Origin of the sequence: Microbacterium ureisolvens (assembly GCF_019511645.1) — a bacterium.
In the GTDB taxonomy this organism is placed as follows: domain Bacteria; phylum Actinomycetota; class Actinomycetes; order Actinomycetales; family Microbacteriaceae; genus Microbacterium; species Microbacterium ureisolvens_A.
In genome coordinates this window covers 287,954-308,637 of sequence record NZ_JAEUAX010000002.1, presented here as the reverse complement: position 1 = coordinate 308,637, position 20,684 = coordinate 287,954, and the positions used below count along the sequence as shown (strand labels likewise).

At 71.4% G+C, this 20,684-nt stretch carries 16 protein-coding genes; 7 read left to right on the top strand and 9 right to left on the bottom strand.

What is annotated here, in order from left to right:
* The first annotated feature begins 7 nt into the window (after nt 1–7).
* Entirely contained in the window at nt 8–472 is a 465-nt protein-coding gene (locus JNB61_RS05560) for a hypothetical protein (protein WP_220288858.1), read from the top strand.
* Between the two features lie 35 nt (nt 473–507).
* Here JNB61_RS05560 and JNB61_RS05555 read toward each other — a convergent pair whose 3' ends face one another.
* Nucleotides 508–1,326, bottom strand: coding sequence for an ABC transporter permease (locus JNB61_RS05555; RefSeq protein WP_220288859.1), 819 nt, complete (start codon nt 1,324–1,326; stop codon nt 508–510).
* On the bottom strand, nt 1,323–3,137 hold the full coding sequence (locus JNB61_RS05550; RefSeq protein ID WP_220338984.1) for an ATP-binding cassette domain-containing protein: 1,815 nt from the start codon (nt 3,135–3,137) through the stop codon (nt 1,323–1,325). The genes JNB61_RS05555 and JNB61_RS05550 overlap by 4 nt, the downstream gene beginning before the upstream one ends.
* Nucleotides 3,138–3,286: 149 nt before the next feature.
* Between JNB61_RS05550 and JNB61_RS05545 the strand changes: the two genes are divergently transcribed.
* The 4 genes from JNB61_RS05545 to JNB61_RS05530 are packed head-to-tail and all read left to right on the top strand — an operon-like array spanning nt 3,287 to nt 6,769.
* Nucleotides 3,287–4,360 (top strand): enoyl-CoA hydratase/isomerase family protein, encoded by a 1,074-nt coding sequence (locus JNB61_RS05545; RefSeq protein WP_308291210.1) that lies wholly within the window; start codon nt 3,287–3,289, stop codon nt 4,358–4,360.
* 40 nt (nt 4,361–4,400) lie between these two features.
* On the top strand, nt 4,401–5,246 hold the full coding sequence (locus JNB61_RS05540; RefSeq protein WP_374226627.1) for an LssY C-terminal domain-containing protein: 846 nt from the start codon (nt 4,401–4,403) through the stop codon (nt 5,244–5,246).
* Complete coding sequence (locus tag JNB61_RS05535) at nt 5,243–5,782, top strand: hypothetical protein (protein WP_220288862.1); 540 nt, start codon at nt 5,243–5,245, stop codon at nt 5,780–5,782. The genes JNB61_RS05540 and JNB61_RS05535 overlap by 4 nt, the downstream gene beginning before the upstream one ends.
* A 60-nt stretch (nt 5,783–5,842) precedes the next feature.
* Nucleotides 5,843–6,769: a J domain-containing protein gene (locus tag JNB61_RS05530; RefSeq protein ID WP_220288863.1), complete on the top strand. Its 927-nt coding sequence runs from the start codon at nt 5,843–5,845 to the stop codon at nt 6,767–6,769.
* A gap of 9 nt (nt 6,770–6,778) precedes the next feature.
* Here the strand turns inward: JNB61_RS05530 and JNB61_RS05525 are convergent, their stop codons facing one another.
* From JNB61_RS05525 to JNB61_RS05495, 7 genes are all read right to left on the bottom strand, one after another.
* Nucleotides 6,779–7,867 carry a mandelate racemase/muconate lactonizing enzyme family protein gene (locus JNB61_RS05525; RefSeq protein ID WP_220338982.1) on the bottom strand — a complete coding sequence of 363 codons (1,089 nt, stop codon included), beginning with the start codon at nt 7,865–7,867 and terminating at the stop codon, nt 6,779–6,781.
* 37 nt (nt 7,868–7,904) lie between these two features.
* Nucleotides 7,905–9,071 carry an ROK family transcriptional regulator gene (locus tag JNB61_RS05520; protein ID WP_220288865.1) on the bottom strand — a complete coding sequence of 389 codons (1,167 nt, stop codon included), beginning with the start codon at nt 9,069–9,071 and terminating at the stop codon, nt 7,905–7,907.
* A 71-nt stretch (nt 9,072–9,142) separates the two neighbouring features.
* On the bottom strand, nt 9,143–10,489 hold the full coding sequence (locus JNB61_RS05515; protein WP_220338981.1) for an ABC transporter substrate-binding protein: 1,347 nt from the start codon (nt 10,487–10,489) through the stop codon (nt 9,143–9,145).
* Nucleotides 10,486–11,529, bottom strand: coding sequence for an acetylxylan esterase (locus tag JNB61_RS05510; RefSeq protein ID WP_223214640.1), 1,044 nt, complete (start codon nt 11,527–11,529; stop codon nt 10,486–10,488). The genes JNB61_RS05515 and JNB61_RS05510 overlap by 4 nt, the downstream gene beginning before the upstream one ends.
* A complete protein-coding gene (locus JNB61_RS05505; RefSeq protein ID WP_220338980.1) occupies nt 11,489–13,900 on the bottom strand; it encodes a glycosyl hydrolase family 95 catalytic domain-containing protein in 2,412 nt (803 codons plus the stop codon). The genes JNB61_RS05510 and JNB61_RS05505 overlap by 41 nt, the downstream gene beginning before the upstream one ends.
* 5 nt (nt 13,901–13,905) lie before the next feature.
* Nucleotides 13,906–14,793: a carbohydrate ABC transporter permease gene (locus JNB61_RS05500; RefSeq protein ID WP_220288868.1), complete on the bottom strand. Its 888-nt coding sequence runs from the start codon at nt 14,791–14,793 to the stop codon at nt 13,906–13,908.
* Entirely contained in the window at nt 14,793–15,761 is a 969-nt protein-coding gene (locus JNB61_RS05495) for a carbohydrate ABC transporter permease (protein WP_220288869.1), read from the bottom strand. Before JNB61_RS05495 ends, JNB61_RS05500 begins: the two co-directional genes overlap by 1 nt.
* A gap of 148 nt (nt 15,762–15,909) precedes the next feature.
* Here JNB61_RS05495 and JNB61_RS05490 point away from each other — a divergent pair, with 148 nt between their 5' ends.
* Together JNB61_RS05490 and JNB61_RS05485 are read left to right on the top strand one after the other, a co-directional pair.
* Nucleotides 15,910–18,096, top strand: coding sequence for an alpha-galactosidase (locus tag JNB61_RS05490; protein WP_220338979.1), 2,187 nt, complete (start codon nt 15,910–15,912; stop codon nt 18,094–18,096).
* An 80-nt stretch (nt 18,097–18,176) separates the two neighbouring features.
* A complete protein-coding gene (locus JNB61_RS05485; protein WP_220338978.1) occupies nt 18,177–20,639 on the top strand; it encodes a X2-like carbohydrate binding domain-containing protein in 2,463 nt (820 codons plus the stop codon).
* Nucleotides 20,640–20,684 lie beyond the last annotated feature (45 nt).

Here is a 20,684-nt window from a genome sequence, read left to right as displayed (position 1 = left end):
TGGGCACATGGTGACCCTGCTGCTCGATTCGACGCAGCTCGAAGTCGTGCTGTCGGTGTCCGAGCGCGCGCTGTCATTCCGCAAGGGGAATGTCGTCATCGAGCGCTCCACGATCACCAAGGTGCAGCTCACCGACGACGCGTGGACATGGCTGCGCGGCATCCCGAGCCCGGGCACGCACCTGCGCGGCGTCATCGCGGCGGGCACCTGGCGCTCGGCGGGCGGCGACGATTTCGCGATCATCCGCCGCCACCGGCCGAGCGTCGTGATCGACCTCGAGGGCCACCCCGAGTTCCAGCGGGTCATCCTCACCACGCGCCACGGCCTCGCGCTCGTGCAGGCGCTGCGCGTCGAGCTGGCCGCCGAGCCGACCGACGTCGTAGACATCGCGGCCGAGACCGGCACCATCCCGGTCGTTCCCGAGCGCAAGCCGCGAGGGCGCAAGACGCCGGCGCCCGCTCCCGCCGTCTGAGCCGGGGCGTCTGAGCCCGCGCCGCCCCGCCGGCGTCAGCTGACGTCGCGCCGCCAGCTCACCAGGTGGCCGAGCACGACGAACACGACGGCGTAGCCGAGCAGCACGAGCCCGCCCACCCACCACTCGAGCGGGTCCGCCGAGCCCTGCGGGATGGTCGCCGCGTAGACGCTCGCACCGACCAGCGCATCGCTCGCCGCTCCCGGCAGGAAGCGCGTCACGTCCGACAGCCCCTCCACGAACGCGGCGGCGGTGCGCCCGATCGGCTCGATGAACTGCGTGAACACGAGCACGCCGACGATCGCCCCCACCTGATTGCGCACGAGGGCGCCGACGCCCACGCCGATGAGCGTCCAGAGGACGTAGGCGAGCAGCATCCGTCCGAGCATCGCCCAGGTGTCGGGGGAGGTGATCTCGGTCTCGAGGCCGAAGCCGGCGAGGAACGCCGCCGACGTGCCGACCGCCGCGACGATGCCGATGACGCCGAGCAGGACGCCGATCAGCACGCCCACGGCGAGCTTCGCGACGAGCACGCGGCCGCGGCGGGGCGTGGCCAGGAACGTGGGCGTCAGGGTCTTGTGGCGGAACTCCGCGGTCACCATGAGCGTGCCCACCAGCAGCGGGAACACGTACCCGACCGTGGTCGCCGTGCTGTAGAGGGTGGCGGCGAGGCCCTCCTCGGGCAGCGGCGGCGCGTTGCCGGGGAGTGAGCCGGTCGCGGCCGCCGCGTAGACGAAGCCGAGCGCCGCCGCGGTGAACGCGACATACGCGAAGAGGACGATCGCGAGGATCCACCAGATGCTCGTCGAGAACAGTTTCGTGCTCTCGGCGCGGGTCGCGGCGGTGAGGCTCATCGGTCGCCCCCTTCCTCGTCGGCGGGCGCGGTGACGGCATCGCCCGTGGGGTCCTCATCGGCGGGGACGGATGCTGCGTCCACCGGTTCGTGCGCGGGTTCGGAGTCGTCCAGGGGCGGAGTGTGAAGGACTGCGTCCTCGGAGGGTTCGGTCCCGGGTTCGCGCTCGGGCTCGGCGTCGTCCGGGGGTTCCGCGTCGGCTCCTGGTTCCGGTTCACCGGCGGTGTGGTCGAAGGCGGCGAAGAAGGCGTCGGCCTCGATGTCGGATTCGGTCTTGACGTAGTGCTCCCATGGCCGGTCGTCGTCGGCGTCGGGCGGCTCGGGGGTCGAGAGCTCGTCGTCGAGCTCGCCGATGGCGTCGACGTCGGGATCGGCGTCTTCGGGGGCCCACGGGTCGACGGCGGTCGGCGCGGGCTCAGGCTCCGACGCTGGTCGGGGCTCGGGCTCGGGCTCGGGTTCGACGTCGGACTGCGGTTCGGCTGCGGGCGCCGGTTCCGGTTCGGGTCGGGGCGCCGGTTCAGCCCCGGCATGCGGCTCAGGTTCGGGGCCCGCCGACAGCTCCTCGTCGATCCGGCCGACCGCCTCGACGTCGGGATCGGCGTCCTCGGGCGCCGCGGACGGCACGATGTCGATCACGCCCGTGCTCGCGACCGCGTAGGCGACCGGCGCAACGGGAACCTCGGTCTTGGCCTCGGTCTCGCCGGCGGGCTCGTCGCTTCGGCGGGCATCGGCGGCCCAGGCGGCGCCGGCGGCGGCCAGCGCGGTCGCCGCGCCGGGGGCGCCGGTCGCCTCGGCGTCGAGCTCGGCCGCCGTGAGGGCAGACTCGGCATCGTCGGCCTCGGGAGGCGCCTCGGCGACGGGCGGCGCGGGGGGCGCAGCATCCGTGCTCCCGATGTGTCCGGCTGCGCTCGGGTGCACCCGGGCGCCGTTCACGAGGTCGAGGAAGACCTCCTCGAGGGCAGGACCGCGACGGTGCAGCGACGACAGCGCGACGCCGCCCGCGGCGGCCGCCGCGCCGACCTCGGTGGGGTCGACCCCTCGCACGGTGAGGCCGGAGCGCAGCACCTCGAACGGCACGCCCGCGGCCTTCAGCGCCGCACTCAGCGCAGCCCGGTCGGGGGAGTCGACGACGGTGGCGTACTCGCGGGGGTCGGTGAGCTCGTCGACCCCGCCCTGGAACACCAGGCGTCCGCGCGAGATGATCAGCAGCGCGTCGACGGTCTGCTGCACCTCGGCGAGAAGGTGCGAGGAGACGAGCACGGTGCGCCCCTCGCTCGCGAGCTGCCGGAGGAACCCGCGCATCCAGCGGATGCCCTCGGGGTCCAGTCCGTTCGCCGGCTCATCGAGCACCAGCACGCCCGGGTCGCCCAGCAGCGCGTACGCGAGGCCGAGCCGCTGGCGCATGCCCAGCGAGAATCCGCCCACCTTGCGGTTCGCGGCATCCGTCAAGCCCACGAGGTCCAGGACCTCGCCGACGCGTGACCTCGCGATGCCGGCGGCCTGGGCGTAGATCGTGAGGTGCGCGGCGGCGGTGCGGCCGGGATGGAAGCTGGATGCCTCGAGCACCGCCCCGACGGTCTGCAGAGGCTTGTCGAGCTCGGCGTAGCGCTGGCCGCCGATCGTGGCGTGGCCCTCGGTCGGCTTCTCTAGGCCGAGGAGCACACGCAGCGTCGTCGTCTTGCCGGCGCCGTTCGGGCCGAGGAATCCGGTGACCATTCCCGGCTCGACCCGAGCGGTGAGGCCTGCGACCGCCGTGACGGCGCCGAAGCGCTTGGTGACACCTGAGAACTCCAGCGACTGGCCTGCGGGCATGCCGAACCCTCTCGTTGGTCGTGGGCGACTCCCCGGGGGCAAATGTACGGGGCCGCTCCATTGCGGACTCAATGCAGAACTGCGTCCCATCCTGGCGGAAATCCGGTCTCAGCGGGGGAGAAGTTGGCGCGCCCGGTAACGTTGCGCTCGTGACCGACCTCGCGGAGACCGCAGCCGAGCCGACCGTCCTCGTGAGCACGAGCGGGGGCCTCGGACGCCTCACCCTCAACCGGCCCCGTGCGATCAACGCGCTCGACCTCGGGATGGTCGAGCAGCTGCATGCGGCGCTCGACGCCTGGGAGCACGACACCGAGGTCGACGTGGTGCTGCTGGACGGCGCCGGCGAGCGGGGCCTCTGCGCCGGAGGAGATGTGCGCGGGCTCGCCGAGCAGGTCACGAGCGGCCGCGCCGACGACGCGGCGGTGTTCTTCCGCACCGAGTACGCGATCAACGCACGCATCGCGGAGTACCCGAAGCCCTTCGTCGCGTTCGCCGACGGCATCACGATGGGCGGCGGCATCGGCGTCGCCGGCCACGCCGCGATCCGCATCGTGACGGAGCGCTCGCAGCTGGCCATGCCCGAGACCCGCATCGGCTTCACCCCCGACGTCGGCGGCACGTGGCTGCTCGCCCACGCGCCGGGCCGCCTCGGCGAGTATCTCGGGCTGACGGGGGCGGTGATGGATGCCTCGGATGCGATCTACGCCGGATTCGCCGACCACTACGTTCCGCACGAGAACCTCGACGCGGTCCGCGATGCGCTCGAGACGCGGGCCGACCCGTCAAGCCCGGCCGAGCTCGTCCTGCTGTTCGACGAGACCCCGGCGCCGTCGAAGCTCATCGCGGCGCGGGCGTGGATCGACGACGCCTTCGCGGCCGACACCGTCGCCGGGATCGTCGAGCGGCTGCGGGCGCGCCCCGAGCCCGAGGCATCCGCCACCGCCGATCTGCTGGGCGAACTGTCGCCGACCGGTCTCGCTGTGACGCTCGCCGCCATCCGTCGGGCTCGGGAACTCCCGGGTCTCAGGGACGCGCTGGACCAGGAGTACGGCCTGGTGATGTGGTTCGCGACCACCCAGCCCGACCTGCCGGAGGGCATCCGGGCGCAGGTGATCGACAAGGATCGCACGCCGCGCTGGCAGCCGGCGACCCTCTCCGAGCTGCCGGACGGCCTCGCCGAGACCGCCCTCGCCCACCGGCCCGACGTCCCGCTCTGGGGCTGACGCCGGCATCGGCGACGAGCATCGAGGACGAGGAGGGATCGTGAGCACCCGGCACCGGAGGAGCTACTCGATCGGCGTCGCGATCGACTGGTTCTTCTTCGTCTTCGCCGGGCTCGCGGCCCTGTGGCTCGCGTACCTCAGCCTCACCGAGACGTTCCACGTCGGGTGGTGGGGCATCCCGTTCTTCCTCGCGTTCTGGGTGCTGCTCGCCTATCTCGTGCTGCCGAGGCTGCACCGCATCCTCACCACGATCTACGTGCCGGACTACTTCATCGGGCGCACGCGCACCAGCGACGGCCTGCTCGGCGACCCGGTGAACCTCGCGTTCCAGGGCACCGGCGAACAGATCCGGGCTTCTCTCGAGGCGGCCGGCTGGACCGAGGCGGATCCGGTGACCCTCGGCTCGTCATGGCGCATCATCACCTCGACGCTCACCCGGCGCAGCTACGACGAGGCGCCGGTGAGCCCGCTGTTCCTCTTCGGCCGCCAGCAGGACTTCGCCTACCAGCAGGAGGTCGACGGCAACCCCGCGCAGCGTCACCACGTGCGGTTCTGGCGCTGCCCCGACGACTGGCTGCTGCCCGGAGGCCGCCGAGTCGACTGGCTCGCCGCCGGCACCTTCGACACGAGCGTCGGGCTCTCGCTGTTCACGTTGCAGGTCACCCATCGCATCGACGCCGACACCGATGTCGAGCGCGACCACATCGTCCAGACGGTGACGGATGCCGACCCCCGCGTCACCGTCGACGTCATCGCCGACTTCGCCACGGGCTACCACGCCCGAAACGGCGGCGGCGACAGCATCCGCACCGATGGCGATCTGCCCATCGTCGACGTGCGCGCCGTCGGGCCGCGCGTCGGGGGCGCGGAGGAGGTGCCGGCATGACCGCCGAGATGCCCGCGCCGCACAAGCGGCCGGCGTACGAGCCGGCCGGGCGGCTGCTCAAGCCGCCGCGCTTCGACCCGGACATGAAGCGCCCGATCTCGACGGTGGCGGGTGTTCTCCTCATCCTCTTGCGGGTCATCGCCGGAGTCGTCGTGCTCGTGAGCATCGCAACCGGGTGGGATGCGATCCTCTCCGATCCCGACTCGGTGCTCGAAGGGTTCGACCCGACGCCGGAGGGGAGGCAGGCCGCGCTGTGGCTGGTGATCGGCACCGGGGCGACGGTGCTGCTCATCGACCTCGCGCTGGCGTTCTTCGTGTATCGCGGGGTCAACTGGGCGCGCGTCGTCGTGATGTTCATCGCGGTGCTGTCGATCAGCACCTCGTTCACGGCGTGGTGGGCACAGGGCCAGGAGATCGAGATCCAGGGCACCTTCCTGTCGCTGAGCATCGACATCCTGCTCCTGCTCGCGCTGTCGAGCCGCAGCGCGGCCGCGTATGCGCGACGCAACGAGCGGCGCCCGGACACACCGGCGTGACGTAACCTGAGTCCCGCCGCAGACAGCGGCTCGCAGCATCCGTCGTCCGGGGGAGGGCACGTGTTCGACAGTCCGCTCTCGGCGTCCGCCTATGAGGTGCTCGCGGTCGAGCCCGAGGTCGACGAGGAGACCCTCCGCAAGGCCTACCGCCTGCGCCTGCGCCAGACGCACCCCGACACCGGCGGCGATGCGGCCGTGTTCATCCAGGTGCAGCGGGCATGGGAGCTCGTCGGCACGCCGGAGGCGCGCGCGGCGTACGACCGCGGGCACGGCTTCGGCGAGGCGGCGGCCCCGGAGTGGTCGGGCTGGCGGCCGCCGGCGGCGCGCACCGACACGCGTCCGCGCGCCCGCTCGTACGGGCATCCGGGCGGGTGGCGCCGTGAGCGCTACCTCACGCTCATCCGCGAGTGGGCGGGCCGCGGGGTCACACTCGAGGACCCGTACGACCCCGCGCTGGTGCGATCGGCGCCGGTGGCGCTGCGGCGCCTCCTCGCCGACGCGCTCGCCGAGGAGGCGACCGCCCGTGTCGTGGCCGACCTCGGCATGGGGTACACGGTGTGGCACGACGTGGCCGCGGCAGGTCGCGATGCCGACCCCGACGCGAAGATCGACCACATCGTGCTCGGCCCGAGCGGCCTGTACGGCGTGCTGTCGGAGGACTTCGGCGGCCCGGTGCGGATCCGCCGCGGCGAGTTCGTCGGCGACGGGGTGCCCGGGGCTCCGCTGGCCGAGCTGCTCGCGGGCATGCGGGTGATCTCGCGCGCCGCGGGCGTGCGCTTCAGCGGCGCGATCGTGGTGCTCCCCGACGAGGACGTGCTCACCCCCATCGACGAGATCGGCCGCGTGCGCGGCATGCGCGTGGCCGTGGTCTCGCGCAGCGCCCTGGCCACCGTGCTGCGCCGGGGCATCACCGGCGCACGCGACATCGGCGGCAACGAGGTCTTCGACTACCGCACGCGACTGCAGCAGACCGTGCGCTTCGCGTAGCCGCCGGGCTCAGGCGACGCGCAGATCTTCGAGCGCATCGTCGTCCCACGCGATGCCGATGCCCGGCTCATCGGGCGCGAGCGTGCACCCGTCGGCCACCCGCAGGTCGGACGTCGTCACCGCCCGCAGCTGCGGGATGTACTCCACGATCCGTCCGTTGGGCACCGCGGCGACGAGGCTCACGTGCAGCTCCATGAGGAAGTGCGGGGCGACCTGCACGTTGAACGCCTCGGCCAGGTGGGCGATCTTCAGCCACGGGGTGATGCCGCCAACGCGCGCGACATCCGGCTGGACGATCGTCGCGGCATCCCTGGCCAGGTACTCCTTGAACTGCGCGACCGAGTAGAGGGATTCGCCGACCGCGATCGGGATGCTCGTCGACTCGACCAGCCGCGCATGCGCCGACACATCGTCGGCGGGCAGCGGCTCCTCGAGCCACGAGATGCCCGTCGGCTCCAGAGCGCGGGCGAGCGTCCGGGCGTCGGCGAGTGTGAGCCCCTGGTTCGCGTCGACCATGAGCGGGTACTCCGGGCCGACGGCGTCGCGCACGGCGGCGAGGCGCTCGACGTCGCGGCGGGCGTCGGGCGAGCCGACCTTGAGCTTGGATCCGTGCCAGCCGCCGTCGCGCGCCGCGCGGGTGTTGGCGACGAGGGTCTCGGTGTCGATGTGCAGCCACCCGCCCTCGGTGTCGTAGAGCCGCACCGCCGGCCGGGAGCCGCCGGCGGCGCGCCACAACGGCTCTGCGTCGCGGCGGCAGCGGGCGTCCCACACCGCGGTGTCGATCGCGGCCAGGGCGAGCGAGGTGATGGCGCCGACCGTCGTCGCGCGCGTCTGGGTGAACGCGTGCCGCCACACAGCCTCAGGACGCCGGACGTCCTGGCCGATGATCGCCGGCAGCAGGTGGTCGCGCAGCATCGAGAGCACCGCGCGGCCGCCGGTGCCGATCGTGTACGAGTACCCGCGGCCAGGCGTGCCGTCGGCGGTCTCGAGGTCGACGATGATCGTCTCCTGCTTCACGAAGGACTGCACCGCGTCGGTGCGGACGGTCTCGACCGGGATGTCGACGAGCAGGGCGCGGGCGTGCGTGATGACGGGCATGACCCCTCCGGGGGTGAACGGATGCTGCGGCGCGGCGTCAGCGGACGAGCGACTGGATCGCGGCCGCCGCAGCGCCGCGGGCCCAGTCCTGGAAGGTGTGGGGCCGGGTGACGATCGGGCATCGCGCGGCGGCGCCGAACGCGTGGGCCTCGAAGGCGCTGCGCAGCGTCTGTTCGAAGAGGTCGAAGTTCGACACTCCCTCGCCGCCGATGATGACCAGCTCGGGGCCGGCGAGGTTCACGAGGGTGGCGATGGCCGTGCCGATGATGCGGGCGGCCTCGCGGAAAGCGGCCTCGGCCGCCGGGTCGCCCGCGTGCGCGAGGCGCACCGCCTCGTCGATGCCGATCTCGCGACCGTGGGCCGCCGACACGGCGGCCTCGATCGCGGAGGTGGAGGCGACCGCCTCGACGCAGCCGTGGCGTCCGCACGAGCACACGTGCTCGGGCGCGGCGAGCGGGAGGTGCCCGATCTCGCCGGAGACGCCGTACGCGCCGGAGACGACCTGGCCGTTGAGGTGCAGGCCGCTGCCGATGCCGAGTCCGATGGTGACGATGGCGAATGAGGCGGTGCCGAGTCCGACGCCGAACCAGTGCTCGCCGATCGTGAGCGCGTGCACGTCGTTCTCGAGGGTGACAGGCCACGCGAGCCGCGCCTGGAGCGCGGCCCCGAACGCCACGTCGGTCCAGCCCATGATCGCCGACGCGCGCACGACTCCGCTCGACGTGTCGACGTCGCCGGAGACGGCCACCCCGACGCCGGCGATCGACTCGGCCTTGTCGCCGAGCTCTTGCTCGAGCGCGGTGATCACGTCGACGACGGCGTCGGCGACGGTCTCCGGATCATGTGCGGCGAGGGCTCGCTGCTCGCTGACCAGGACATTCGTGGCGAGGTCGGTCGCCACCGCGATGACCTCGTCGGGGTTGATCTTGATCCCGAGCATCACCATCGCGTCGGGCACGATCGATACCGGGGCTGCAGGGCGTCCGGGCAGGCCGTCACGCTGCGTGACCGGGGGAGCGTCGACGAGCCCCGCCGCCACGAGAGGCGACACCGCCTTGGTCACGGCGGCCTGCGACAGCCCGGTGTGCCGCGCGATGTCGATGCGGCTGATCGGGCTGCGCGTCAGGATCGTCGCGAACACCTTCGAGCCGGCCTCGGACGCGGAGCGGATGAGCGTCGTGCGCGCGGCGGTGTCGTGGTCCATGTGTTCCTCGGGTCTTCATCGATACGGTAGCGAGTCGTGGGCGGGACGCCGTGCGTCCCGCCCACGAGCCCTCACTCGGCCAGGATGTCCTGCGTCTTGGTCTGCATCTCCGCGAACACGTCGTCGTCGCGCTCACCGGTGAAGTAGGCCTCGAACATCGGCTGGATGGTGTCGGCCAGCTCTTGGCCGTTCACCGTGGGCGGCGCCGGGTAGAGCTCGCCCTCGTCGAGCGCGGTGAGGAACGACGACATGTCGACGCCCTTCTCGGCCTGCGCCTCGACCGACGCCTGCAGCGCCTCCGAGATGGAGGGGAGCAGGTAGCCGTCGGAGCCGGCGATCGTCTGGCACTGCACCGTGCCCATGTAGCTGACCCACTTCCACGTCTCGTCGAGGTGCTTGGTGCCGGTGAAGATGTTGTTCGCGTTCGAGTTGCTGATCATCATGCGGCCCTCGGGTCCGTCGACGGTCGGCGCGACGCCCACCGTGACGCCGGGGATGTTCGACACCGGGCCGATGTCCCACGTGCCGCCCTGGATCATCGCGACGGAGCCCGAGCCGAGCTGCTCGGCGCCCGAGACGCTGAACTGGCCGAACGTCGGCATGAGGCCGCGATCGCCGAGCGTGCGGATGTAGTCGAGGGTCTTCACGAAGTCGTCGTCGCCATAGGGGATCTCGGTGGGCCACGCGGTGTCGTCGCCGCCCAGTCGCCAGCCGAGCGTCGAGACGAAGGGGTTCCAGGACGTCTGGCCGTTGAAGTCCGCCGACGCGAGGCTGCCGATGCCGTAGGTCTTGACGTTCTTCGGGTCGAAGCCGGGCTCGTCGCCGCGCACACCGTTGGCGTCGACGGTGAGGCGTGCGATGACGTCGTCGAACGTGCCGCCGTCCTCGGGGTTCCAGGTCATGGTCTTGATGTCGTCGGCGGTGAGTCCCGCCTCGGCGACCAGGTCCTCGTTGAAGTAGATCGCGGAGCCTGCCCAGTCCAGCGGGATGCCGTAGCGCTTGCCATCGGTGAACACCCACGAATCCAGGCCGATGTCGTGGACCGACAGGTCGTAGCCCGACTCCTCGATGAGGTCGTCCATCGCCATGATCTGGCCCTGCCCGGCGTACTCGCCCAACAGCGGCACGCTGTTCTGGAACGCGTCCGGGGCGGTGCCCGACACGAAGCCGGTGGTGAGCTTGGTGAAGTAGTCGTCGACGGCGTACTGCGAGATCTTCACCGTGATGTCCGGGTTCTCTTCTTCGAAGCCCGGGATGCACTTGCGGTAGGACGCCGCCTGCGTGTCGCTCCACGTCCACCAGTTCACGGTGGTCTTGCCGCCCGCGTCGCCGCCTGCGCCGGCCGACGAGCACGCGGTCAGTCCCGCGGCCGCGATCGACGCGATGGCGAGGGCCGCGAAGGTGCGCTGCTGTCTCATGATTCCTCACTCAGGTGTGGGGCGCCGTCGGCGCCCGTGGGGTGTGTTGCGGTGGGTCGGGAGCCGGGCGCGAGATGCGCCGCGGCGAAGTCGAGTGCGTTCTCCTCGTCGAGGTCTCCGCCGGCTTCGTGGCCGTTGTACGGCCAGAGCACGATCTGCTTCTCGCCGGCGTACGCGGTGAACGCGGGAAGGACGGAGGCGGGCGGCGTGATGTCGTCCATGAGACCGGTGCTGAGCAGCGCCGGCGCCTTCGCGCGCTTGGCGTGGTTCACGCCGTCGAAGTAGCGGAGGGTGTCCAGCGCCGTCGCGGTGTCGAGGCGTCGGTCGGCGAAGTACTGCGTCAGCAGGGAGTACGGGAACTCAGTGCTGAGTTCGGCGGCGCGGTCCAGCTCGCACAGGAAGGGTGCCTGGATGATCGCGACGGCCAGGTCCGGCACGAGGCCCGCGACCGCGAGCGAGATGCCGCCGCCCTGGCTCGCGCCGACCGTGCCGACGCGCTGCGGGTCGACGGGGGCGAGCGAGCGCAGCGCCTCGACCGCGCGGACGGCGTCGGCGTACACGCGGCGGTAGTAGTACTCGCGCGGCGAGCGCAGACCCCGGGTGAGGAACCCGCCGGCCGATGGGCCGCCGTCCGGTGCGTCGTCGTCGGTGTCGCCGTGGCCCTGCCCGCGCGCGTCGACCACGAGGTGGGCGTAGCCGGCGGCCGCCCATCGCAGATCGCGCAGCGCGTGTCCGCGGCCGTTGCCGTACCCGAAGAACTGCACCAGCCCGGGCATCGGGCCGCTCACGCCCCGGGGGATGCGCAGCCAGGCGTGGATTCGCGTGCCGCCGAACCCGCGGAACGTCACGTCGAACACGTCGATGACCGCGAGGCGCGTGGGACGTGGCTCCACGGTGACATCGAGGGGATGGCGCCGTGTCTCGGCGAGCGTCTCCGCCCAGAAGGCGTCGAAGTCGGCCGGCTCGGTCTGGGTGGTCGGCATGTCGACCACGGCGGTCTCACCGCGCATGGTGCCCTCCGATCGCGAGGGACGCGGCATCCGTGAAATCCTCCGCGGTCAGCTCGACGGACGAGCCCCCGGGCAGTCGCACGTCGATCCGGGCGCCGGCGTGCTCGACGACCACGACGCGGTCGGCGCCGAGCGTGTCACGCAGGCGCGCACCGGTGAGCACACCGTCGCGCCAGGCGAGGTCGACCACCAGGCCGGTGCGGGCACCGAGTCCCTGCGCATCCCCGACGCGCCACAGCGACGGGAGCGCCGGCAGCAGCCTCACGACGCCACCATGGCTCTGCAGCAGCAGTTCGGCGATGCCTGCGGGGAAGCCGAGATTGCCGTCGATCTGGAACGGCGGGTGCGTGCTGAAGAGGTTGGGCAGCAGCCCGCCCCACTCCGAGCCGTCGACCGGACCGTGCCGGGTGACGTCGCCCTCGAACGGCGTCAGTGCCTCGTCGAGCAGCGCGGCCGCGGCATCACCGTCGCCGGTGCGGGCGCGCAGGGCGATCTTCCACGCCCACGACCAGCCCATCGCGCCGGCGCCCCGCGCATCGAGCAGGCGCACTCCGGCGTCGAACAGGGAGGGCTCGCGCTCGCGGGTCAGCGTGTCGAGCGGGTACATGCCGATCAGCGGCGAGAGGTGGCGGTGCAGCGGTTCGACCTCGACGACATCGGCCGACCATTCCCGCAGCCGTCCGTCGGCGTCCACGCTCAGCGGCTCGAGCGCCGTCAGCGCCCGGTCGATCTCCTCGCCGAGGGGATCGTCGATCCCGAGGGCCTCGATCGCCGCCAGCGCGCGCTCGAAGAGCCCCTGGATGAGCGACAGATCCGATGCTGCGGTCAGGCCGATCGCTGTCGGCGCGCCATCGGGCCCGATGAACGAGTTCTCGGGCGACGTCGACGGTGTCGTGCGGAGCGTTCCCTGCGGTCCGGGGACGAGCCAGTCGAGGCAGAACTCCACGGCGCCGCGCATGAGCGGCCAGATGCGGGATCCCAGCAGCGCGAGATCGCCGCCGATCTCGTAGGCATCCCACAGGTTGTGGGTGAGCCACACGCCCCCCATCATCCAGATCGCCCAGCTCGGCGCGCCGTGGCCCATGCCGACCGGCAGACTCCAGCCCCAGAGGTCGGTGTTGTGGTGCGCCACCCAGCCGCGGGCGCCATAGAGCGCCCGCGCGGTGTCGGTCCCTGTGCGGGCGACGCGCTCGACGAGTGCCAGCAGCGGTTCCATCGGGTCGTCGAGTCCCAGGACCGGGGCCGCCCAGTAGTTCATCTGCGTGTTGATGTTGATCGTGTAGTTCGACGACCACGCCGGGCGCAGCCGATCGTTCCAGATGCCCTGCAGGTTCGCCGCGGGACCTCCCGCACGCGATGACGACGAGAGCAGGTACGCGCCGTACTCGGCGGCGATCGTGGCCTTCAGCAGCGCATCCTCGCCGTGCAGAACGTCGCGGTCGACGTTCCACGTGCCCTCCCGGCGACCGCCGATCGCGAACCGCGCCCGAGCGATGCGCCGGCGGTCGGCGACGTGCTCGGCGAGCAGCTCGGCGGACGCGCGGTGCGCCGCGGCGTCCGCCCGCACTCGGGCGCGGTCCCGGATCGCCTCACGGGAGGCGGTCCGCCACTCCCCGCCCGCGTCGGCCCACCAAAACTCGGCGCGGGACGATGTGGAGAGGGCGATCAGCAGCCGGCGAGCCCCGTGGACGGTCGCGCCGGTGGGCGCGACCTCCACGAAACCGTCGGTGTCCAGTGCGACCCCGACGGCCGCGAAGGCGTCGAAGTCGGAGTCGTCGTCGGCGTAGCGCAGCGGCGGCTCCACCGACGACTCGTGCAGCGGCGCGCCGTCGACGGGGATCCCGACCTCGAGCATCAGGCCGTCGGCGGCGACTGTCCGCAGCGGCGTCGAGAGGGAGACGGATGCTGCGAACTCTGCGTCCGACGTCAGTTCGACGATGAGTGCGCGGGCGGGCGCGGAGACCCAGGAACGCCGGCGCACCGTGCCGCCGGGCACGCGCAGGGTCTCCGTCAGCACGGCGTCGTCGAGGTCGAGCACGCGAGCAGGCCCCAGGGGCGCAGCATCCGGGATCTCGACCGCCACGTCGGCCAGCGGCAGGAACTCCTGCGAGTACCGGCCCTCGAACGACATGAGAAGCTCCTCCGCTGTGCGCACGTCGCCGGCGGCGAGCGCGGCGCGCACCTCCGTGAGGCGTCCGGGTCCCGCGCCGGCCGCGATCACGTCGCGCAGCGCCCGTGCCGGGCCGTCGGGCGTGCCCGACCACACCGTCGCGTCGTTGAGGGCGTAGCGCGCGGACGCGCCGCCGAAGGCCATCGCGCCGATGCGGCCGTTGCCGAGCGGGGTCGCCTCCTCCCACCGGTCGGCAGGGGAGTCCCACGAGAGCTGCAGGGTAGGGGTCATGGCGATCACTTGAGTCCCGTGAATCCGATGGAGTTGACGATCCGCTTGCCGAAGACCATGAAGAGCACGAGCATCGGGGCGGCAGCGACGAGGGTCGCCGCCATGAGGCCGGCCCAGTCGGGCTGCGACTGCGGCGAGGCCTGCTTGAAGACCGCGAGCGCGAGGGTCAGCGGCTGCACCGATTCGTCGGAGGTCACCAGCAGGGGCCAGAAGTAGTCGTTCCACATGCCGATGAAGCCGAGGATCGACAGCGTCACGATCGGGCCGCTCGTCATCGGGAGCGTGATGCCGAACAGGATGCGCACGCGCCCGGCGCCGTCGATGAGGGCGGCCTCCTCCGTCTCAGTCGACAGGCCGAGCATGAACTGGCGCAGGAAGAAGATGTTGAACGCCGAGAACAGCGCGTACGGCAGGATCATGCCGGCGAAGGTGTTGAGCAGGCCCAGCTCCTTCACGAGCACGAAGTTCGGCAGCAGCGTCAGGATGCCGGGCACCATGAGTGCCGCCAGGAACAGCGAGAAGACGAGCTCGCGGCCTTTCCACTGCAGCCGAGCGAACGCGTACGCGGCGATCGTCGAGAAGAACACGATGAGCCCCGTGGACAGCGTCGCGTAGATCACCGAGTTGAAGATGTAGCGGCCGAGCTGGATCGAGGCGCCGGAGCCGCCCTCGGCGAGCGCCTCTTCGGGCGTGGCCAGTCCGAGGACCCGGCGGAAGGGCCCCCACGTGAAGTCGACCGGGAGGATCGACGACGGGTTCGCCAGGAGTGCGTAGTTGTCGGACAGCGCGGTGCGCAGGATCCAGTAGAAGGGGAAGATCGTGATGAGGAGGATCGCGATCAGGTAGACCCAGGCGAGGATCCGCCCGACGCTGGGCCGCGAGGTCGTGCGCATCAGTTGGTGTCCGATTCGTTGGCGCGCAGCAGGCGCATCTGGATGAAGGTGATCGCGATGAGGATCGCGAACAGCGCGAGCGACATCGCCGACGCGTAGCCGAAGTCGAACTGCCCGAAGGCCTTGCTGTAGATGTACATCTGCAGCACGTTCGAGGCGTTGGCCGGGCCGCCCTTGGTGGTGACCGCGATGATGTCGAAGACCTGGAACGCGCCGATGACGTTCAGCACGACGACCAGCGCCAGGATCGGGCGCAGCAGCGGCAGCGTGAGCCGGAAGAACATCTGCGTCTCGCTGGCGCCGTCGATGCGGCCGGCCTCGTACACGCTCGCGGGGATGGTCTGCAGGCCCGCGAAGATGATGATCGACGTGTAGCCCATGTTCTTCCACACGTGGATCAGTGCGATCGAGGGGATCGCCAGCGCCCGGGAGCTCAGGAACTGCTGCCCCTCACCGCCCAGCGCCTCGATCGCGATGTTGACGATGCCCAGCTGCGTGTCGAGCATCCACGACCAGACCGTCGCCGCCACGACCGACGAGATGAGGAACGGCAGGATGATCAGTCCCCGGATGATCGTCGACGAGGTGAGGCGATGCAGCACCGCCGCCGTGAGCACCGAGACCGCCACGGTGAGGGTCACCGCGACCACCACGAAGTAGACCGTCACCCACAGCGCGTTCCAGAAGACGTCGTCGCCGAGGAGCTCGACGAAGTTGTCGAGGCCCACCCACTCGGGCGCGCTGAGCACCCGGAAGTTCGTGAAGCTCAGATAGATGCCGCGCAGCGTCGGGTACACCGCGAAGACGACGAAGCCGATCATCGCGGGCGCGATGAGGATCCATGCCAGCCGTGCGTCACCCCGGTGGGAGGGAGCGGTCGCGTTCACGTTCCGCCGCGCGCGGCGTCCCCGTTTGGCGCTCCAGGCGGGCTCGGGGACGGCCTGGGTCTCGGCTTCTAAGAGCGTCATCGATCTTCCTGTCTCATCCGACGACGGCGTCGTGGGAAAGGTTCGGGTGCCTCCGACCCGGGATTCGCAAACCTCGGATCTTTGGTTGCGACGCCAGAGTAAACATGATTAATTACCGATGTCAAGAAACCCGATGAAGGAGTTGCGGATGATCAACGGCGAGGGCAGAGTCCACACGCTCCGGGCAGCGGGCGTGTCGCTCGTCGTCGATCTGGGCGGTGTCGTGCCCCGTGTCCTGCACTGGGGCGCCGACCTCGGCCCGGTCGACGGGGACCTCGCCGCTGCGCTGCGCAGGACCTCGGTCCCGGCCGTGCTCAACAACTCGCCGGACGTCCCCCGGGCGTTCTCGGCGTGGCCGACCGAACAGGACGGATGGGCGGGCACGCCCGCGCAGACCGGCAGCCGCGCCGGCACCGCCTCCACACCCCGGCCACGACTCGCTGACGGCGAGGTCGAGGAGTCCCCGGACGGAGGCGGCCGGATCTCCATCGTCCTCGGCGACGCGATCGCCGCCACGCGGGCGCACCTGGAGTACCGGATGGATCCGGCCGGCGTGGTGTCGGTGGACATGTCCGTCGAGAATCCGTCGGACGCGGCATCCGTCTACGTCCTCGAGGGGCTGCGCGCGCTGATGCCCGTCCCGGAGCGCGCGAGCGAGCTGCTCGACTTCACCGGCAAGTGGTGTCGCGAGCGCTCTCCCCAGCGCATGCCGTTCGCCTTCGGAACCCACGCCCGGCGCGCTCGCCGCGGCAAGCCGGGTCACGACTCGCCCTTCCTGCTCGCGGCGGGGACGCCCGGATTCGGCTTCGCGCACGGCGAGCTGTGGGGCGTCCACCTCGCGTGGAGCGGGGACGGCGAGTACCTGGCGGAACGGCTGCCCGAGGGTGCCGGCGCCCTGTCGCGCGTGCTCGGCGCCGGGGAGCTGCTCCGGTCGGGCGAGGTCATGCTGCAGCCGGGGGAGCGCTACGACGCGCCGACGGTGCTCTTCACGTGGTCGGACCGGGGCCTCGACGGACTCGCCGCCCGGTCGCACCGCCGGCTCCGCGCCCGAGCGCACCACCCCGCCGCGCCGCGGCCGCTCGTGCTCAACACGTGGGAGGCGGTGTACTTCGACCACGACCTCGAACGGCTGATCGAGATCGCCGATCGCGCGGCCGAGGTCGGCGTCGAGCGCATCGTCCTCGACGACGGCTGGTTCCGGGGCCGGCGCGACGCTGACGCCGGTCTCGGCGACTGGCTCGTCGACGAGGACGTGTGGCCCGACGGTCTCGGACCGTTCGTCGACGCCGTGCGCGGGCGCGGCATGCAGTTCGGCCTCTGGTTCGAGCCCGAGATGATCAGCCCCGATTCCGATCTCGCCCGGGAGCACCCCGAATGGGTTCTCGCGCCCCGCGAGGGCGCCGGCCCGACCGCCCGCAACCAGCAGGTGCTCGACCTCGCGAACCGCGAAGCCTACGAGCTCGTGCTCGAGCGCATCAGTGCGCTCGTCGCGGAGCACGACATCGACTACCTGAAGTGGGACCACAACCGCGACCTCGTCGAGCCGGTGGCCGGCCGCGACGGCGGTGACCGCCCGCTCGTGCACGACCAGACGCTCGCGCTGTACCGCATGCTCGACGAGCTGCGGGCGCGGCACCCTCGGCTCGAGATCGAGACCTGCTCGGGCGGCGGCGGACGCGTCGACCTCGGGATCCTCGAGCGCACCGACCGCGTGTGGGCGTCGGACTGCAACGATCCCGTCGAGCGGGCGCGGATCGAGCGGTGGACCCGACTCCTCGTCCCGCCGGAGCTGATCGGCTCGCACCTGGGGGCCCGGCGCTCGCACACGACCTCGCGGGAGACCGATCTGTCGTTCCGGCTCGCGATCTCCCTCACGGCGCACGCCGGCATCGAGACCGACCTCACCACGGCGACGCCCGACGACCTTCGCACCATCACGGCGTGGGCCGCGCTCTACCGCGAGCTGCGCGGTCTCATCCACACCGGCGACATCGTCAACGCCGACCTCGCCGACGACGCGGCGATGCTCACCGGCATCGTGGCGCCGGACGGCGGCCGGGCGCTCTACACGTGGGCGCGGCTGGCCACTTCGCCCGAGGGACAGAGCGGGCGCGTGCGCTTTCCCGGCCTCGACGCTGGGGCGCGGTATCGCGTGCGGGTGCGGCCCGAGCTCGGCGGGGCGAGCAGGCACGAGGTGTCGGACCCCGCGTGGATGTGCGCGGCCGCCGACGGCGGTGCCGAGCTGCCCGGTGCCGTGCTCGCCGTGGCGGGCGTGCCGCTGCCGACGCTCAACCCGCAGCAGGCGCTGCTCTTCGACGTCGAGCGGCTCCCGTGAGCCGCTGACGCACACAGCTTCTGGGGAACCGCGCGATGGGGCGCGGGGTTCACCGACGAACCCACCGCAGAGAGGAAACCATGAACACCCAGAACCGCCACGCCCACGGGCCACGGTGGCTCGCGGCTCTCGCCGCCGGCGCGCTGACCCTCGGGTTCGGCGCGACGTCGGCGTACGCGGCGCCGCAGGCGGAGGCATCCGTCCCCGTCGCGTCTGCCGCGACCGCCGTCACCGCGCCCGCGGATGATGACCAACTCGGCGCCCGCCCCTATATGGGCTGGAGCAGCTACAGCATGCAGGTGTACTCGGGCAACGGGAAGTGGATCACCGCCGACCAGATCATCGCCCAGTCCGACGCGATGCACGAGAAGCTGCAGCCCGCCGGCTACGAGTACATCAACATCGACGCCGGCTGGAACGACGGCGTCGACGAGTACGGCCGGCCGACGCCGAGCGCGACGCTCTACCCCGACGGGCTGCAGGCCGTCATCGACCACATCCACGGCAACGGCCAGAAGGCGGGGCTCTACCTCATTCCGGGCATCTCGCCGCAGGTGTACGAGGCCGACCTGCCGATCTTCGGTGCACCGGACTGCTCGACGGGCGACATCGTGAAGCAGCCCATCCAGCAGGCCGACTACTGGGACATCGGCTACCGCATCGACTTCTCGAACCCGTGCGCCCAGGCCTACATCGACTCGATCGCCGACATGCTGGGACAGTGGGGCGTCGACTTCCTGAAGTTCGACAGCGTCACCCCCGGCTCGGGCATCGGCGATCTGTCGCTCGACGCGCGCGACGATGTGGCCGCGTGGTCGCAGGCGCTGAAGCCCCACGGAATCTGGTTCGAGCTCTCATGGGCGCTCGACATCCGCTACGCCGACTACTGGGCCGAGCACGCGCAGGGCTGGCGCGTGGAATGGGACGTCGAGTGCTACTGCGGCACGGAGGCGCTCACCACGTGGGAGAACATCGCGCGGCTGTTCCCGCGCGCGGCGGACTGGTGGCGCTACGCCGGCGCGGACCGCGGCTGGAACGACTTCGACTCGCTCAACGTCGGCAACGGCGCCATGGACGGGCTGACGCGCGACGAGCGGCGCACCGCGGCGACGCTGTGGGCGGTGTCGGCCGCACCGATGTACGTCGGCAACGACATGACGCAGCTCGACGACTACGGCATCTCGTTGCTGACGAACCCCGAGGTGATCGCCGTGAACCAGGCGGGTCGCCCCGCGCACCCCGTCTCGATGACGACGAAGCAGCAGACGTGGTACTCGATGAACCCCGACGGTTCGGCGACGGTCGCGCTGTTCAACCTCGGACGCACCGATGCCGACATGAAGGTGTCGTTCGCCGATCTCGGGCTGCAGGGCTCCGCCAAGGTGCGCGACCTCTGGGCGCAGAAGAACATCGGCTCGTTCGACGGCGAGTTCACGGCCGAGGACGTGCCCGTCCACGGCACGCGGCTCTTCACGGTCACCCCCGCCAAGGGTGCTGCGGTCGCGCTGAACGACGACGACGCACGACTGTCGTACGACGGCGCCTGGTCGCGCAACGCCGGCAAGGAGACCCTCGCCGCCGCGCAGCCCCTCTCGGTCTCGGTGTTCGACTCGTCGCAGGGCGGCGCGGCGCCCGAACCGGGGTCGTCGAACGTGGTGGCGGTCAACGACACGGACTCCGCCATCGCCTACAGCGGCAACTGGGGCTACAGCAGCGGCCGCGGCCTGGGCGACCACCAGGATGATGTGCACTACGCGGAGGCGGACGGCGCCGCGTTCCAGTACACGTTCACGGGCACAGGCATCGACTGGGTGACCGAGACGCACGAGTCGCAGGGCGAGGCGGAGGTCTACCTCGACGGCGTGCTGGTCGCGACCGTGGACACACATCTCGATCCCGCCCAGGGGCGTGGCGTGCAGCAGGTCGTCTACAGCGTCCGCGACCTCGCCGATGGCGGTCACACGCTGCGCGTCGTCAAGAAGTCGGGTCAGTTCATGCTCCTCGACCGGCTCGACGTCGTCCAGGCGAGCCTCGTCGACGTCGACGGCGTGGTGTTCGACCGCGCTGCGGCCGCCGATCCGACGGTGCACGTCCTGCGGGACCCGGGCGAGCTCGTCGGCGTGTACCGCGACGGCGCCGCCTTGAAGAAGGGGACGGACTACTCCGTCGACGGGGATGCCGTCACCCTGAGCGCGGCGTACCTGTCGACGCTGCCCGACGGCGACACGACGCTGCAGTTCCGCTTCCGGGGCGATCTGCGCGACGACGTGCACTGGACCGCGGACGACGGCGCCGCGGTCGAGCTCGCCTTCCGCGGAACGGCGGTCACGGTGACCGGGCCGATCGCCCCGGATCAGGGTGCGGTCGAGGTGTACCTCGACGGCACTCTGGTCGACACGGTCGACGTGCACGACGATGCGCGCCTGACGCAGCGAGAGTGGTTCGCGAAGAGCGGCCTCGGGAAGGGGGATCACACGCTCCGGCTCGTCAAGGCGGGTGGCGACGTGCTGCGCGTCGACGCGCTCTCCTACGTCACGGGCTGACGCCAGGGCTCGGGTGGCGGGGCCCCGGCTCCCGCCCCGTCACCC